Raw genomic sequence first — 17,399 nt, 5'->3', positions numbered from 1 at the left:
ACCCCGTGTTTTCAACCCATTTCACAAATTTATAAAATTACTCATACAGGAAGCACTGCCAAAAGACAAGCCCCAAACACATTAAATCACCTCATAAATTCTGACCATAGGGTAGCCGTCATAAACGAGTTTGAAATTATTTTTCACTTCCGGATCAGATGGATTTGAAAGAAGCAGCTTCAATAAAAGACTGTTCCTCGTAAACTCATCAACCAGATAACTCTGGCTGGCAACTGTGTTGATAACTACAAAGGGGCCGACTGCATCCGGAAAAACCCTGAATTCTCCCCGCCCCTTTTGCGCAACATCATAACCGGAAATGGGGACAACGCCGCCGCCATGAAAAATAATCCTGCCGTTATCCCTGTCAAGATTAAAGCCTTCACCAATAGATGAAACATTAGGATGCGTCCCCTGACCGGTGGCTAAATTGAATGAACCGTAATACAAAAGCCAGTATGCAAGCCGGACATCAGACCAGCTGGCAACTATAAACTGTTTGGGTGAACTGCTGTATCCAAGCTGTTTTGCCCCCATTGAGTAGATAAGCTTCTGGACATCATCCACATTCATTTTTTCCCAGGCCAGATAGGGTGCGCCGTTATGCGCGGCACTGTACTTCATGAACTGGCTGGCCTGAAGGTAGGACGGGGTGGTATATGCAAAGGCAAGCGGAAACAGCAAAGGCCCGCCATGCCTGCCGCCGTCGGCAAAAGATTTTCTTCCCGTAAAATACATTGTTGCGTAGCCCCAATCCCACCAGGTCCAGAAGGTACTGTCTTCAGGAGCAAATTCAGAAGCTGCGATCAAAGCCTTTGCATGTTCTTTATAAATGATCGTGGAAGGTGCTGTTTTTTGATATTGAGGAAAAATACTTACCATCAAAAAAATAACCATACAGCCGGAAGCCACAATCCTACACAAGAGATTATTCTTCCGATACGTCAGAAACCTGTCCAGAATCCAGTACAGCAGATATGCTCCGCCCAGGCCTATAACTATTCCGGAAAACATGGAGAACCGCCCGCCAAGCTTGGCAGCAGCCAGAGACATGACTGCAAAAGGCAGCAGGAACAGAGTACAAGGACGACGGTATAAAACAAAAAGAAATCCGAGCAATCCAAAAACAGACAAGTAGGTATTACCTGTCAGATTTTGCAGCAAAACACCCCATTCAATATTCTGCGCCTCAATAACACTCTGAGTTATACCGGGATAATGAATTTTTGCCTGCTCAGTAGTTGCAACATCAGCAACAGGCTTGAGGTATGACAGAATCTTCTGGCCAAGAAAAAGCAACTGCATGCCTGCCTCGCTGAAGATCAACAAGGCGGCTATAAGAGAAAGATAAACATAGATATTTCCCAAAAGAGGAACATCGCCTGCTTTCAAACGCTGATTAGCGGCTATCAAAACCAGGGCCAAAGCTATTCCAATCCAGCCCCACAAAGCTGCCGCACTGAAAAGAACCAAACCTTTGAGCAATTCAGGCCGGTTCTCCCTGCTTCCGCAAAATAGAGCCAGAAAAACAGACGCAAACAATGCAAACAGGCCAAACAAAAAAACATCACCGTGCCAAAGCCGGCCATAACTGACCAAAGCCCCGGCACTGAGAGGAATCAGATACTGCCATAGAGCAGGCTTGAACTTTGCAACCTGCTCCTCAAAAGAAAACCACCCCCTACGCATCCCCCAGCTCAACCATCTGGCCAGCAGAAGCGAAATCAACAGGGGAAACAGAAGAGTCACCAGATCAGTATCATAATAACTCAGCCTTGTTCTGAAATAAAACATCGGAACTGAAGTAGCATAAACCCCGGCACAGAACCCTATCCACGGCCCGGCAACAAGCATGCCCCAGGCAAAAGCTGCTATGCCTGTAAAACCTGCAAACACAGCCGGAAGCCAGAAGCCGATATTCCCGTACTTTGCCCCGGTAACAGCACCTATTACTTTGACAAGTCCAGACATGGGGTTGGTGGCAGCCTTGCCGACACCCTTGGCACCAGCAAGCCAGCAATAAGCATCGTGCGTACCCATGATAAACTCGCCATCAACCATAAATGCCGGATTATCCCATTTAGGATAATTCATCGCCCGCAGGCCGAAAGCAAAAACAAATGAAAGGACTGCAAACAACAGAAAGACCTTCCAATCAACAGCCCATCCCGATTTGTGGGATTCATCACGAGTATTCATAATTATATACCTGTAAAAAATAATTTAACTGCAAAAGCAGCCCGCAGAACTAGAGCTTGGTAACCCTGACCACTTCTTCAAGGGTGGTTACACCCTCTTTCACAAGGCGGACGCCGTGGTCGACCATGGTTTCGCGGCCCATTTCCCTGGCGTAGGCCTTGATCTGATCGGAAGAGGCAACCTCCATGATCAGGCCGCGCATATCCTCGGTGACCGGGATAAGCTCATAAACACCGCGCCGCCCGCTGAACCCGGTGAAGTTGCAATGCTCACACCCGGCCCCGGCTGTCTGCGAGAGAGGCAGTCCTTCTGTTTCCTCAAAAAGCTTATAGGTGTTCTCGGAAACTTCCACCGTTCTGGAACAATGCTTACAATTGACGCGCACCAGACGCTGACCGAGAACAAGAGAAAGGGAAGAAGCAAGCAAGAAAGGCTCAATACCCATGTCGAGCATCCTGGTCACGGCCGTGGCTGCATCATTGGTATGCAGGGTGGAAAGCACAAGGTGACCGGTAAGTGAAGCCTGTACTGCGGTGCTGGCTGTCTCCTGATCTCGGATTTCACCAACCAGAATAATATCCGGGTCCTGCCTGAGGAAAGAGCGGATTGTGGTGGCAAAAGTCATGCCCGCAGCCTTGTTAACCTGCACCTGATTGACCCCGGAGAGCTGGTATTCCACCGGATCTTCAACAGTTACAATGTTCTTGTCATCGCGCGGAAGCTCACTGAGCCCGGCGTAAAGACTGGTGGTTTTACCGGAACCGGTGGGACCGGTAACAAGCACAATACCGTGAGGCTGGGCCAGAACCTTCCTGAAAAGTTCAAGGTCAGGGCCTTTAAGGCCGAGATCTTCAAGGTTGAGAATGTTTTTGGAACGATCCAGAATACGCAGAACAGCTTTTTCACCGCTCATGGTCGGGATGGTGGAAACACGGACATCAACTTCCTTCTGTCCGAGTTTGAGAAAAATACGTCCGTCCTGCGGCTTGCGGCTTTCCGCAACGTCCATTTCCCCCATAACTTTAATACGGGCGATAACAGTAGCCTGAAGACCTTTATCCAGCCGCTTTACAGCCTTAAGTACACCATCCTGACGGTAGCGTACTACAAAGCCATTGCCTTGTCCTTCAAAATGGATATCACTGGCTCCGGTAGAAATGGCTTGATGCAGGGTTTTGTTGACCAGCCTGACTATGGGTGCGTCATCATGAGACCAGCCGAGCAGATCCTGACCATCTTCGCCCTCGGCATCATCAGAATCAGATTCGATGGCACTCTCTTCTTCCCAGACCGTGAGAGCCTGCTCAAGCAGAGGAAAAAAATCCTCTTCAGATACAATTTCAGAAACTACATTCTTACCCATTTTCCAAGCCAAAAAATCAGCCATAGGCAAAGAGGTTTCATTCTGGAGAAGAACCTTAATTTCTTTATCCCCAACTTCCACAGGAATAAATTCATTCCGCTGAGGGAATGTCAAAAAAAGATCCACCACCTCACGCGGGACCAAATTCAAATCGTAAGCACTGCTCAATGTATTGCCCTGCTAACCATCAGACATGGACGAAGTAACATCTTCGGATTCTTTGGAATCGCTTCCGATGGTATTAAATTCTTCATTAATAAAATTTTCAAACCGCTTACGCTGACTCCTGTACTTATCCATCTTGGCCTTACTCAAGGCCTCAAGCCCCTCGGTGGTCTGAATTATCCGTGCGGAAAGAAAAACCATCAAAGTGTTTTTATTGCCACTGTTAGTGGTGGTTTTGAACAGCCATCCCAGCAAAGGCAAATCAGAAAGATAGGGAACTCCGGCTTCGGTATGAGTTTTATCACTTTGAATCAACCCGCCGATAACCATGGTTGAACCATCAGCAAGCAGAACCGTAGTATCAGTTATGCGGTCATTAGTAATGGGTAAATCAGTGGTACTGGCAGAAGAAACAGTATTATAAGTCTGATATACTTTTAATTTGATCAGTCCGTCTTCACGGTTGATTCTGGGTGTAATCTTAAGTTTAATACCAACATCTTTGTACGAGTAGGTGGAAACAACGCCACTGCCGGTGGTGGTACTTTCGCCAGTTTTATATGGCCTGTTTTCACCGACGAATATCTCTGCCTCAGCGTTGTCCAAAGTCATTATCTGGGGCGCAGAAATGAGATTAAAATCAGTTGCAGATTTTGTGAAGTTTACTAAGGCCCCAATTGACGGGAAACTCTTGCCTGCATATGAGATGGTATCACCCAGCACCCCCATGGAATATCCACCGGGTACACTGGAAGGATTAGTTCCATAGGCCGGAAGAGCACTGTCTTTAGTTTTCGTATAACCTAAAGTGGCAACACTCCCTCCCATATCAATTCCACCCTGCCATTCCACTCCGAATTCCTTGGCGTTATCCAGTTTTGTTTCCAGAACCAAGGCTTCAATATAAACCTGATCCTGCGCCTGATCCAACTGCTCAACAAAATTATCAATCTGCGGCAATTGATCGGCACTGGCCATAACAATCAAAGTGTTGGTGGTTTCATCGGCAGAAACTTGAATTTCATCTGAATTGCCGGAAGACGATGTGGAAGCATCAGATGCGGAACTCTTAGAAGAAGCAGTTGATCCGGACTTGGAATCTTTTCCACTATCTTTAGAACTACCGGAAGAAGGTATTCCTCCGCCGGTAACAAGGCTCTTCAAAACATCTCCGGCAACAACGGCCTCAATGTTATGCAACCTGTAAATTTTCATTTTTGAATAGGATTCGCTGCCCTTGTCCAGTCTGGAAATAAGACTCTTGATGGTAGAAATTTGATCATTACTCCCCGACACGAGCAAACTATTAGCCCAATCCAGAGACTCAATAACAGGAGGCGTTCCGGTCTTTCCGGAAGTAGAAAGTTTTTTATAAAACGATGTCAGTTTACTGGCCACGGTCTTGGAACTTGTCTTTTCAAGCTCAATCAATGCTGATTCCTGCTGGGCACCGGCACGCTTCAAAATCCCCAACAGCTTTTTCATTTTATTAACATTACTCTGTAGATCACGGACCATAACCGCATCAGCCATGGGAACAGGGGTAACCTGACCTATACGGGACGAAACCTGCGAAAGCACACTTTGCACCTTAGCCGGAACCATTTTACCTTCAAGCTGAAAAACAGAGGTAATTATCTCTTCACCCTTACCCTGCGAAGGCGAAGCCTTGATATCAGGAGAAATTAATTTTGCATCCCGCATCGGCAACACATAAGTCACGTTATCTCTAGTGACCGCATGAAATCCAGCACCTGTCAAAACCTGTTGAAAAACAGCCATGAGCTCCGGTTCAGTCAGAGACTGTCCGGCATAAATGCTGATATGCGACCCGGGCAAGGCCCCTTTCTGGAAAACAATATTCCTGCCGGTATAACGCCCTACGAATTTGATGAATTCAACAAGGGAAATACTTTCAAGGTTGGCATGAACAGAGTCGCCCCCCTCTGGCTGGGCCACGGCAACAGAGACCATAAGCACCATGGACAAAACCAAAGCCACAAAAAATCTACAAAAATTCTTCAGCATATTAAGCGCCATAAGCTCCACCGGGATTTCCGGTAAGAATCATTTTTTATCTGCATAGAATTACAGCCAGCAATCCAGCCGACAATTCTAACGTTCTGACAATTAAAAGAGTTGCATCCCTGCAAACATCCTACACTTGTAAACGCCCGTCAAGGTTTCCCCAATCAGGGGAAATCACATAAACTGATAAAACAAAAATGCGTTGTAGGCAAAGTGGATGAGGGTAGCCGAAACAACGCTGCGATATCTTTGCCAGATATACCCAAAAACAAAAGAAGGAAAAAAAGTAAGCAACGCCCAATGTGCAGGTTGATGGATCAAATGCATGCATGCAAAAGTCAATGAGGCCAAAAGATTCGCTATGCTTAATGGCCCCAGTCTCCATCGGTACTTAAGTAATCGATCAATTCCTTCCTGCAATAAAAACCTGAAAAAGAACTCCTCGAACAATGCCTTGAGAAACAACACTTTCAAAGGAAGCTGGAGATCCGGCTCGGGGACATAAAGCCCGACAAATCCTAAAGAAAAAAATAAATAAAAAATAGGATCGGTAAGACTTATCGCTCCCAATTTGAACTGATACCAAATCCCTTTCAAGATTCGATTTACGAAAAAATCATAAACCATATATTTCTTTATCTACTCAATAGTTAATCATTACAAGGTCATGAGAGGGTCTTCATTATCAAGAACCTCAAAGGATTACATCTTGTAGCAGGTTTAAACCCTATCTAAAACCCTTAAAAGCACATCTTCCGGCATAACCTTTGTCAGACAAGCCAAGTCACCACGGTCACAACTTTCCCGGCCACACGGCTCACAGTCAAGTCCTGCCACAACCTCCTCGTGCTCAGGAGAAGGAAAAACCCAGCTTCCGGACGAACCGGGCATAACAATACTCTGAGTTCCAACAGCGACGGCAAAATGCCTTGGAGCGGAGCAATTCCCGATATGCAATACTGCCCGCTCAATCAGGGCCGCCATAATTCTCAATGAGCCCGGCTTCTCAACCATGACACACTTATCGGCCACTCCGGATTCTTCCCTTACCTTAAGGGCAACATCTTTTTCACCGGGACCGTAAAGCAGATAGAATTTGAATTGGGGCCGTTTTTCAGAAATTAAACGGATCAGTCTGCCATAATATTCTTCTGGCCACTTACGAGTATGCCGTCTGTGAGAAGCATCAATAGTTATCAGCGGTTCTTCATCAGCAACACCCAATGACTTCAGGCAGGACTTTGCTTCAGCCCGTTCTTCATCAGAAACAAAAATTTTAGGACACTCGGAATTCCAATTAATTCCCAGAGGCTTAAGCACACCGGCCTTATACATGGCGGCATAACCGTCCGGTATGGACTGGGGCCAATGGGTATACAGCCAGCGATTATACCACGGCGGCATCTCGGCAAGCTTGACCGGGGCATCGCTGAAAAGCACCACCCAGCGACAACGGGGAAGCTGCTGAAAATCGACAATCAAATCATATCCAGCCCGACCTACTTTCCAATAAAAAGATAAGGCCTTGAACGGGTTACGTAATTCCTTCTTATTTATGGCCCAAATATGGCTGACTGCCGGATTGTTATCAAATACCTGCGTACACTTATCTTCTGTCAGAACATGAATTTCAGCATGGGGATATCTTTTATGAAGCAGGGAGACAGAAGGAGTTGCCAAAACCACATCACCGATCTGACGCAACTGGCAAACAAGTATCTTCTTTGGATTAATTGATGATATATCTTTCACTTTTAAAAGCTCACAAACCTTGTTTAAAACAATCACGACAGCCGAAAGGCAGAGAAATAAAGCATACCCGACCGGCAAAGTCCAGACTTAGTAAACCAAAAATAACTACCGACAGCCTGCAAGTAAACCAGCCCGTGGCCCCGGTCAAGCTCACGACTTCAAGCACCGACGGCTTTTTAAAAACAACTTTGACAAAAACAGCACAGATCAATTAAATTAAAACTAAGTACATTCCCTTCATTCACTACACAAAATTAAACGGGAGAAATCATGAAAAGACTGACTTTGTGCTTCATTGTTTTACTCATTACGGCCCTAGCATTGCCCAGCGCCTCCTTTTCAGCAGACACAAAGATGAAAGACACAACTTTACAGCTCAGCTACTCTCCCATTGATATTGTCCTGCCTCCCTGCCCGGTTAAAATCGCGGTAGTCAAATTTACGGAGAGCAAACCAATTAATAAAATCGGACAGAGCAAGCTTTTCAATTACTATCCTTCCGTCGACATCGGAACTTGGATGGGACAGGCGGTATACAATCAGCTCAAAGCCGAAGGCTTAAACGTTGAATACTTTGAAACCATGGACGAAGCCGGCGACCTTTTCATCATCACCGGCATAGCTAACAAGGTATACATAAACCGCCCCGGACAACTGGAAATGGATTACAAAGTCAGGCTGGACGGTATGGTAACCAGAAACAACAAACTTCTCTTTGCACAGAACTATACCTCCAAACAAAATAAGGATCTGTCCAACACCGGAGACAACGCCGGTAAACTTATGGCCGGACTACACGACATCTTCAGCCTCTTCCTCCCGCAAGCAATAAAAACCATAAACGAAAACAAATAATTACCTGCATAACAAACAATACAAACCAATGCCCGGTACATCTCGTGTGCACCGGGCATTTTATATACACAAAAGAAGGTATATTATTTTGCCCTGCAAGCTTGCTTAGTGCATAAAATACCGCTATTAGAACCATCCCCGGCCTGCATCATATCCGATACTACTTTATCCTTAACAATCTTCTTTTGAAGGCGCCCAGCGCAATACAGTAACAAGAGCAATGAACAGCTTTATCAATAATATAGAATACTATCTTCCAGAGCATACAATTGACTGCCACGAGCTGGATAGAATCAAACCGCACTGGCATGTACGCAACTCACTCCCCAAAACCGGAGTGCGCTACCTGCACCATTCCGAAAAAGATGAAACAACCTTGCAGATGGCACATAAGGCCGCGTCAAAAATTCTGGAAGGTCTTTCCGAGGATGAGCAACCGGACACCTTGATCGTCTGTACTCAGACCCCGGACCAACTTTTGCCCCATGTCTCAGCCTGCTTGCAGCATGAGCTGGGACTTCCGTCATCAACCAAGTGCTTTGATGTAAGCCTCGGTTGCAGCGGATACTGCTATGGCCTCTCCATTGCTTACGGGTACATGGCTGCCGGAATTTCTGAGCGAGTACTTTTCGTAACCGTGGATAATTACTCCAAAGCTATTGACCCTGAGAATAAGACTTCTTTCCTTATTTTTTCAGACGGAGCAGCAGCGACAATTATCGATAAGCCCACGGCTGCACCCTCATTCCTTTTCGGGACTGACGGAAGCCGCAGCGAATCAATACGCTGTCTTAACACCGGAATCAGCGTTGTCACCGGAAAGAAAGCCGACACTCCAATCGCAAGACCGGATATGCAAATGGATGGTTTCAAAGTTTTTCAATTCACAGTAAAAACCATTCCCGACGAAATCAGAAAGCTGGCCGAACAGGCCGGAACAGGCATGGAAGGAATTGATCTTTTTGTATTCCATCAGGCCAGCAACAAGGTTCTTGAATCACTTGCCGACAAACTGGACATTCCGGAAGATAAGATGATCATGGATCTGTACGAGGTAGGGAACACCACTTCCTCCACCATCCCCATCGCCCTTAAGCGGGCAGAGAAAAGCGGCAAACTTCGCCGGGGAGACACAATCATGCTCTTCGGTTTCGGGATCGGCCTGAGCTGGTCAGGAACAGTGCTCAAATATTAAAAATCTCCCCGGAATCCATTTCCCGGGGAGATTTTTCACTTCATCTATCGGCAGGACCAACTAAAGCTTCACTTTTTCCAGAATAAATTCTTTCACCCTCGCCACGGATTCTTCAAGCGTTTCCTTATCAGTTTCCACAATAAGGTCAGGATGTTCAGGAACTTCATATGGTGCTGAGATTCCGGTATAATTTTTAATTTTACCCTCTCTGGCCAGCTTGTAGTATCCTTTCACATCCCGATCCTCGCAAATAGCAAGGGGGCAGGTGATGAATATTTCATAAAAATCATTCTCACCTATAACATCTCGAGCCATTTGCCTGTCACTAAGCAAGGGAGAAATAAAAGCGCAGAGGCATACTGTGCTGTTTTCAACAAACAGCTTTGACACTTCTGCGATACGTCGAATATTTTCAGTCCGAGCAGTAGGAGAGAAACTCAAATCCGCACATAAACCGTGACGAACATTGTCTCCGTCAAAAACATACACCCGCATCATAGAATCAAAAAGCTCCTTTTCCACTGCATGAGCAATAGTGGATTTTCCCGATCCTGAAAGACCAGTAAACCAGAAAACAGCAGCTCTGTGCTTATTCCGATATTCCCTGTTTTGACGGGAAACCTCTCCCCTAAACTTCTTAATATTCTTTTTCTCTTTACTCATATTTGACCGCATTTATTCACATTTAAACATTCATAAATTGATTACTGATAAACACCCTATTCCTCCTACTCGGCAAGAAACATTGGGTCAATCCTCTGCTTTATGCAAGTACACATCCTGTTGCGGAAAGGGCATGACAATCCCCTCTTTATTAAAACGCTTGTAAATATCCCGACTGAGTGTATGGATAAGCCGGCCCCGGTCATGAGGACGGGCTGCCCAGCAAAGCAACTCGAACTCCAGGGATGATTCACCGAATCTGCGAAATCTGACCCTTGGTTCAGGATTTGAAATGGCAAGCCCGTTATTTTCCGCCAGCTCCATGAGAATTTCTTCCACCCGGTCTACGTCTGAACCATAGGCCACACCAAGCTTAATACGCACTCTGAAATGAGGATGAGGCCTGCTCTGGTTGACCACCTTGCCGTTGGTGATAACCGAGTTGGGAATGGTAATCATGATGTCGTCACGGGTCTGTATCTTTGTGCTGCGCATTCCCACAGCCTTGACCTCACCGCGGTCTCCATTATCAAGCACAATGTAATCACCGGCCCTGAATGGACGGTCCATAAAAATAGAAACACCGCCGAAAAAATTCGCCAGAGTCTCGCGGGCCGCTAAAGCAATGGCCATACCGGCAATACCTGCTGAAGCAAAAATTGCCGTAACAGGGATACCAAAGTAACTGCCAACATTATAGAAAAGAACAAAAACCAGAACAAATGAACCCAGCCGGCATCCAAGCTTAATCACGTCGGCATCAAGTGCTTCTTCTTTCACCTTTGCAGTAACAAGTATCCCGCGCATAAGCACGTCGCCACCGATAATGATGGCAACACCTGCAAAAACTGCAAAAATCAACTCCATCAGCATGGTCACAACGGAAAGAACGTCCCCGGTAATATTGATCTGGTCGTCAACAATGTATTCAATAACAATGCAGACCAGCATGGCATAAAGAGGAAAAAGCAACCTTTCCAAACGCCAACTCCACTTGCGGGACCTATTTTTCTGAGCCCGGTGCCAAAGCCAGAATCCCCACAAACTTGAGCCTCCAAGAATAACGATCAACGCAAGAGCTATCCATTGCCAGACAGCCTGCCCCAGATAGCCGCCCTTCATCCACTCAGGCAATTTTTTTAAAAAACCATCCGGGATCATCCAACCGGAAGAATATATATACTGCTCATAAAATCCGGTATATTCATCCCCTTTGTCGCCACGATAGGGTAAATGATCCACTTCATTGTAATATTCTTCCAGCCGGCGCACTGTTTCAGGGGTGATCAAATATGCGCCCATACGCGGACCATCAGGGCAACGCCCTATAGTTATCTCAGTGTGCGGGATTCGCCAGAGTAGAATTTTATGCTTCTTAACTTCATACTTATCCGGGACATCGGCCATGTCCGGCAGTTCAATACGATCAAGTATCTCCCGCAAACGCAAAACTGATTCAATACTGACATCAGAGACCAGAGTTGGGGGAACTTTACTGAAATCAAAACAGCGTTCAGCTCGCTGTAAAAACTCTCTGGCAAGAAAAATATCTTCCTCAGCCGCTGTTGCCGCCTCATAAAGCTTATCCGTGTAGTGGATAAAACTTGTAAGAGTCGCCCTCGGGCTGGATGTATCCGGCGGTTCCAACGGGAAAATATTGGAAGCCAGCCCCTGCTGGGCCAGCAGCATTGAAATGGCCAACATGAAGAACAAGTAACGCAGGCAGGATTTCATATAAGTCCCCTTTTTCAATTTCTGCCACACCTTAACACGATCAAACCTAAATTTTCCATTGTTAAAACCACGAAAAAACCCGTCCCTGAAAACCAGAGACGGGTCACCTAAACAAATTTAATCTCGACAAATCAACCTAGAAAATCCACCAGAACTTTCCAGATGCGCTCTGAAGCATGACCATCCCAGCCGTCGATTTTCGGAGCCGGATTACCTGTCTTTTTAAGGGCTGCCTCGGTTTCACGCAAAATATTTTCTCCGGAAATTCCAGCCAGCACATTGGTACCCTGTTCAATAGTCACCGGGCGTTCAGTATTCTTACGCACTGTCACGCAGGGAACACCCAGCGCAGTTGTTTCTTCCTGCAATCCGCCGCTGTCGGTAATTACCACCTGCGCATCTTTCCACAGATACAGGGATTCTCTAAAAGAAAGGGGCGGGAAGGTATGTACATTCTCAGAAAATGAAATCCCGAACTGAGCCATCATCTTTTCGGTACGAGGATGGATGGGGAACAACAGAGGCAATTCTTCGGCAATCTTGTTCAAAGCCTCAACAATCCCTTCCAGAACCTCACGCTTATCAACATTGGAGGGACGGTGCATGGTCATGAATCCATAACGACCAACTTTCTCCTTCAATTCCCGGCTCTGATAATCGGTAACAACTTCCGGTCCCAGACGGTCCACATTATGAAAAAGATTGTCGATCATCACGTTACCCACATGAAAAACATCATCCGCACTCTTGCCTTCGCGAAGCAGGTTTTCCCGGCCATGATCTTCAGTGGTAAAAAACAAGTTACTGATGGAATCAGTAACCATGCGATTAATTTCTTCGGGCATGTCCATATCGCCACTACGCAATCCGGCTTCAACGTGAGCCACAGGGATATGCAATTTACGCGCAGTCACAGAGCAGGCCAGAGTGGAGTTTACATCGCCCACCACCACAACAAGATCAGGCTTCTCTTCCATGCACATCTTCTCGAAAGCAATCATAATCGCCCCGGTCTGTTCCGCATGGGTTCCGGTGGATTTGCCCATATTGAACTTGGGTTTGGGAATATCCAGATCTTCAAAAAAGACCTGTGACATCTGGCGATCGTAATGCTGTCCGGTATAGACCATCTCGCACTGAATGGAATCAATGTTCCTCGCAGCACGAAAAATCGGCGCAACTTTCATCAGGTTGGGTCTAGCCCCAGCAACAAGAAATACTTTTTTCATATAATTTTCCTAAATAACCTATTCAGGACCAAAAAGTTTATTTTGCAATTCATCTAAAGTGCGACAGGTCTCGGACTGATAAATAGGTCCGTAGCCGAGCCTTTTAGCCTGCTTGAGACGAGTGTCCCCGCCTGATGCAGGCCTGATGCGACCATTCAAGTCCACCTCACCCCAGAAAACTGCTCCGGGCTGTAATGGACGATCATAAAACGAGGACAGCACTGCGGCCACCACACCCAGATCAAGTCCGGGGTCACGCATGGCCAGGCCGCCGCCGATCTTGGCATAAATATCCAGCTGACCCAAGTTCAAATTGAGCCGTTTTTCCAGAACTGCCAGAATCAGGTTTAATCTGTTGGTATCAAAGCCCAGCGCGGTACGACGCGGAATGGACAAAACAGTCCGGCTGGCAAGAGCCTGCACTTCCACGGCAAAAGGCTTATGCCCGTCCATGGCCATGACCACCGCAGCCCCGGAACAGGAATCATCCCGGTCGCCGAGAAAAAGAGTTGAAGGATCTTCCACGATCTCCATACCTGCTTCGCGCATGGAAAAAACCACAAGTTCATCACTGGGGCCGAACCTGTTTTTAAGCACCCGCATAATGCGCATCATATGCTTGCGGTCACCCTCAAGATACAGAACCGTATCGACCATGTGCTCCAGCAGCTTCGGCCCGGCAATCTGCCCATCTTTGGTCACATGCCCTACGATAACCAATGTAGTACTGGTTTTCTTGGCTGCTTCAACCAGCTCCGAGGAAACCGCCCGCACCTGACTGACGCTGCCCGGAATGCCATCCGCACGAGGCGAAGTCAGAGTCTGCACCGAATCCACAATCATCAAATCCGGCTTGTCCGGTGCTTCCAGAATGGAAAGAGCTTCTTCTGCATTTGTGGAAGCCACCGCCAACAGGCCGGATTGCAGCACGCCCAGACGGTCTGCTCTGCCCCGGATCTGAGCCAGTGATTCTTCGCCTGAAAAATAAACGGCATTGTTGCCCATGCGGCATTGTTCCGCCGCCAGTTGCAGCAACAAAGTAGATTTACCAATGCCCGGTTCCCCGCCCACAAGCACGGCACCGCCCGGAACGAATCCTTTACCCAGCACGGTATCAAGAGGCTTGAACCCGGTAGAACGGGCCTCAGTATGCTCAATGGGAATCTCGGAAAGCGGAACTGCCAGAGCATTTGCAGGAGCATGGCTCACTCCGCCCTTGCGACGCACCACAACCTTTTCCTGCAAAGTGTTCCACTCGCCGCAGCGAGGACACTGGCCCTGCCATTTTAAAGCCTGCGCCCCGCAATTAGTACAAACAAAAACATCTTTAGTTTTCATGGTGGATGCCTCCGGCGGCTGGGGAAGGGAAAACTTTTGCAAAAGTTTTCCCTTCCCCAGACCCCATCCCTTTCAAAACCTTTTAGTATGCTTCGCTCTTAACTTTTAAAAAAACGAAACTGAAATTTTACAAAATAAAAAGGCGGGAGATTTAGCTAAAAGCCATATCTCCCGCCATTATTAACTTCTAATCAGCACAATCTCTCAAGCTGTTACCCAGTAAAAACTATTAAAAGTTTTTGGGATTCTTAAACCCTTTTGCAAAAGGGTTTAAGCCCCCGGAGGGACTCCCGGTAGGGCCGCCGGAGGCATGCTTCTATTTCTTAGGCGGATTCTTGGCGTCTACTACGTTGATGACATACTCTTTAACTGCGGGCGAGGGCTTGAAAAATACGACCATGAACGGCGTATCCATACCCGGCTTGAGCAGCGTATTGTTGGAGAGTATGCCGACCTTGGAGCCAAGTCCGGCCTCTATTTCCTCTTTGGACTGCACTTCCAGCTGAAACAGGGAAAGTGTGTTTCCGCAAAGCAGACGCTTGGAATCGAGTACCTGTCCCTTGTCATCGAAAAGCTGTGCTTCAACTTCAATCAGCTCTTTGGGCTTGCTGAAGTTGTTAACCACCTTACCTTCGATGATGAACAGCTGTCCGGCCTTGTCATTGTTGACGTAGAACTGGCGCAGATCCTTAAAGGAGAACTTGCTGAACCGCTTGGAAGGCGGCTCGTTGGAATCAGCGGTTCCGGCATCATCGGAAGAGATAAAAGGAATGCTGAAAGGCAGGGATTCCCAGGCCTTGAAGTACCATGCGGCCCCGGCACCACCTCCGAAAAGAAGTAAGAGCACGAGGGTAATGATCAGCCCTTTCTTGCCCTTTTTCTTAGCTTTCTTGGACGGAGGAGCGTCAAGGTCGTCATCAAGATCGAATCCGGCTATTTCTCCATCATCAAGGGAGAGGCCGTCATCTTCGTCAAAATCCTCTTCTTCAAAGTCCTCGTCTTCCTCAAAATCTTCCTCTTCCACCTCGCCGTCATCTTCCTCTATCTCTTCATCGTCATCAAAAAGATTATCTTCGGAAAGCTCAGCACCGTCATCGTCATCACCGAAAAGGTCATCATCGTCAAAGAGGTCGTCACTTTCGTCTGCTTCAGATGCGGGTGCTGCTGACGCAGCGGGCTCTTCGGTTTCATCGTCGTCGCCGAAAAGCTCATCATCTATATCAAAATCATCTTCCGGAGCTGCTGCTTCCTCAGCAACAGGCTCGGCAAGGGGATCATCATCGTCGTCAAAAAGGTCGGCCCCGATTTCGGCATCAGCTGAATTATCATCAGAACCGAAAAGATCATCTTCAAGGTCGTCCGAATCATCTGCCGCAGGAGCTTCCGGCTCATCAGCACCGAGATCACCGAACGGGTCCTCACCAAGCTCATCACCCAATTCATCGGCGGCCTCATCAAAAAGGTCATCGTCAAAATCCGGCTCAGACTCAGGTTCCGGCTCGGGTTCCGGTTCCGGCTCAGGTTCCGGTTCCGGTTCCGGTTCCGGCTCAGGTTCCGGTTCCGGTTCCGGTTCCGGTTCCGGCTCAGGTTCAGGCTTTGGTTCCGGTTTCGGTTCCGGCGCAGACTTGGGCTGCTCCTCTTCAAGCATGGACTCAACTTCATCCTCCGGCTCGGGAGCGGGAGGAGTTACCTTAAAAATATTTCCGCATTTGGAGCATTTTACTTTGGCTCCGCCTGCCGGAATCTTACTTTCCGGTAAATTGAATTTGGTCTCGCAATTTGAACACGTAATAATCATGGACCACTATACCTGCCATTGAATAAGTTTAACCGACTCGTTTTATTGCAATTTTATAAACAGAACCCTAAAATCTAGGCATTCTCAAGTTCATACACTGCACTTAAATACCTGTATTTTTCAGCATAGTCCATTCCGTATCCCACAAGAAAGCCGTGGTCGAGAATAAAACCGGGAAATTCAACTTCCAGATCGATTTCGCGACGCTCCCTCTTATCAATCAGAGCACAGGTCTTTACGCTCAGCGGGTTACGTTTTTCAAACACATGCTTAAGGAATTCTACGGAATGTCCGGTGTCAACAATGTCTTCAACAATCAAGACATGCTTGTCGGCAATGGATACTTCAAGGTCCTTGGAAAAATTCATATTTCCGGTGCGGCTGGTTCCGGCTCCGTAGCTGGAGAGGCGCACGAAATCTATTTCAGGATCAAGGCTCAGGGCGCGGGTGATATCAGCGAAAAAGAGGTAGGCCCCTTTAAGTACGCATACACAAACCAGCGGTTCCTGACCGTATGTTTCGGAGATATCTTTACCGAGCTTCTCAATTCTTTCAGCGATTATTTCTTTAGAAAAAACTTCTTTAAGGCTATGGCCCATGACAGTTTTCCTTATTTATTTCAGTTTCATGATCATTGGAATTTCATCGCAATCCGGGAATTGGGGACAGTTGATGCAGTCCGCCCAGATTTTCTGGGGCAGCACATGTTTGTCTGTCTCCACAAAGCCCAGCTTTGCAAAAAACTTCTCAATATTAGTCAAAACAAAAACGTCGCAAACACCCAGTTCACGCGCTTCCTGAATACAGGCTTCCACCATCTGTGCACCCAGATTGGAACCCCGTGCTTCAGGCACAACAACCAGAGACCGCACTTCTGCCAGACAATCCCAGCTTATGGCAAGTGCACAACAGCCGATAATCTTACCGTCTTCAGCCTCGGCAACAAAAAAATCGCGCAGATGCCCGTAAATGGAATTCAAAGGCCGGGGCAGAACCATGGCGTCCCTTGTCCGGTCTTTAATAATAGAGTGGATGTTCTTGGCATCCTCCATGGAGGCCTTTCTGATCTTTACCATCCTC

The 17,399-nt window shown here is 47.2% G+C and carries 14 protein-coding genes; 2 read left to right on the top strand and 12 right to left on the bottom strand.

Annotated features, from left to right (window positions below):
- Nucleotides 1–81: 81 nt before the first annotated feature.
- The 5 genes from FMS18_RS05465 to FMS18_RS05445 form a co-directional block, all read right to left on the bottom strand.
- Complete coding sequence (locus FMS18_RS05465) at nt 82–2,199, bottom strand: STT3 domain-containing protein (RefSeq protein WP_163292741.1); 2,118 nt, start codon at nt 2,197–2,199, stop codon at nt 82–84.
- A gap of 49 nt (nt 2,200–2,248) precedes the next feature.
- A complete protein-coding gene (locus tag FMS18_RS05460) occupies nt 2,249–3,730 on the bottom strand; it encodes a GspE/PulE family protein (RefSeq protein ID WP_203544540.1) in 1,482 nt (493 codons plus the stop codon).
- 12 nt (nt 3,731–3,742) lie between these two features.
- On the bottom strand, nt 3,743–5,767 hold the full coding sequence (gene gspD, locus FMS18_RS05455) for a type II secretion system secretin GspD (RefSeq protein ID WP_163292740.1): 2,025 nt from the start codon (nt 5,765–5,767) through the stop codon (nt 3,743–3,745).
- A gap of 162 nt (nt 5,768–5,929) precedes the next feature.
- Entirely contained in the window at nt 5,930–6,382 is a 453-nt protein-coding gene (gene mrtJ, locus FMS18_RS05450) for a JDVT-CTERM system glutamic-type intramembrane protease (RefSeq protein ID WP_203544539.1), read from the bottom strand.
- A gap of 93 nt (nt 6,383–6,475) precedes the next feature.
- Entirely contained in the window at nt 6,476–7,507 is a 1,032-nt protein-coding gene (locus FMS18_RS05445) for a glycosyltransferase family 9 protein (RefSeq protein ID WP_163292739.1), read from the bottom strand.
- A gap of 354 nt (nt 7,508–7,861) precedes the next feature.
- On the opposite strand from FMS18_RS05445, the gene FMS18_RS05440 reads away from it, so the two are divergent.
- Entirely contained in the window at nt 7,862–8,362 is a 501-nt protein-coding gene (locus FMS18_RS05440) for a hypothetical protein (RefSeq protein WP_239060952.1), read from the top strand.
- Nucleotides 8,363–8,582: 220 nt separating this feature from the next.
- The gene (locus FMS18_RS05435; RefSeq protein WP_163292737.1) at nt 8,583–9,557 is read left to right on the top strand and encodes a 3-oxoacyl-ACP synthase III family protein; all 975 of its coding nucleotides are present in this window, start codon (nt 8,583–8,585) and stop codon (nt 9,555–9,557) included.
- A 60-nt stretch (nt 9,558–9,617) separates the two neighbouring features.
- Here the strand turns inward: FMS18_RS05435 and cysC are convergent, their stop codons facing one another.
- The 7 genes from cysC to FMS18_RS05400 form a co-directional block, all read right to left on the bottom strand.
- A complete protein-coding gene (gene cysC / locus FMS18_RS05430) occupies nt 9,618–10,220 on the bottom strand; it encodes an adenylyl-sulfate kinase (protein WP_163292736.1) in 603 nt (200 codons plus the stop codon).
- An 87-nt stretch (nt 10,221–10,307) separates the two neighbouring features.
- Complete coding sequence (locus FMS18_RS05425; protein ID WP_163292735.1) at nt 10,308–11,954, bottom strand: mechanosensitive ion channel family protein; 1,647 nt, start codon at nt 11,952–11,954, stop codon at nt 10,308–10,310.
- A 131-nt stretch (nt 11,955–12,085) separates the two neighbouring features.
- Nucleotides 12,086–13,183, bottom strand: a complete 1,098-nt coding sequence (wecB, locus tag FMS18_RS05420; RefSeq protein WP_163292734.1) for a non-hydrolyzing UDP-N-acetylglucosamine 2-epimerase — start codon at nt 13,181–13,183, stop codon at nt 12,086–12,088.
- A gap of 18 nt (nt 13,184–13,201) precedes the next feature.
- Complete coding sequence (gene radA / locus FMS18_RS05415; protein ID WP_163292733.1) at nt 13,202–14,521, bottom strand: DNA repair protein RadA; 1,320 nt, start codon at nt 14,519–14,521, stop codon at nt 13,202–13,204.
- A gap of 316 nt (nt 14,522–14,837) precedes the next feature.
- Nucleotides 14,838–16,319 (bottom strand): DUF3426 domain-containing protein, encoded by a 1,482-nt coding sequence (locus tag FMS18_RS05410; protein ID WP_163292732.1) that lies wholly within the window; start codon nt 16,317–16,319, stop codon nt 14,838–14,840.
- A gap of 74 nt (nt 16,320–16,393) precedes the next feature.
- A complete protein-coding gene (gene hpt, locus FMS18_RS05405) occupies nt 16,394–16,918 on the bottom strand; it encodes a hypoxanthine phosphoribosyltransferase (RefSeq protein ID WP_163292731.1) in 525 nt (174 codons plus the stop codon).
- 15 nt (nt 16,919–16,933) lie between these two features.
- A complete protein-coding gene (locus FMS18_RS05400; protein WP_163292730.1) occupies nt 16,934–17,395 on the bottom strand; it encodes an N-acetyltransferase in 462 nt (153 codons plus the stop codon).
- Between the last annotated feature and the right edge of the window lie 4 nt (nt 17,396–17,399).

This window comes from Desulfovibrio sp. JC022, from assembly GCF_010470665.1.
GTDB lineage: Bacteria > Desulfobacterota > Desulfovibrionia > Desulfovibrionales > Desulfovibrionaceae > Maridesulfovibrio.
Note: the sequence above shows the minus strand (reverse complement) of the source record. Positions and strands in the feature narration are given on the sequence as shown.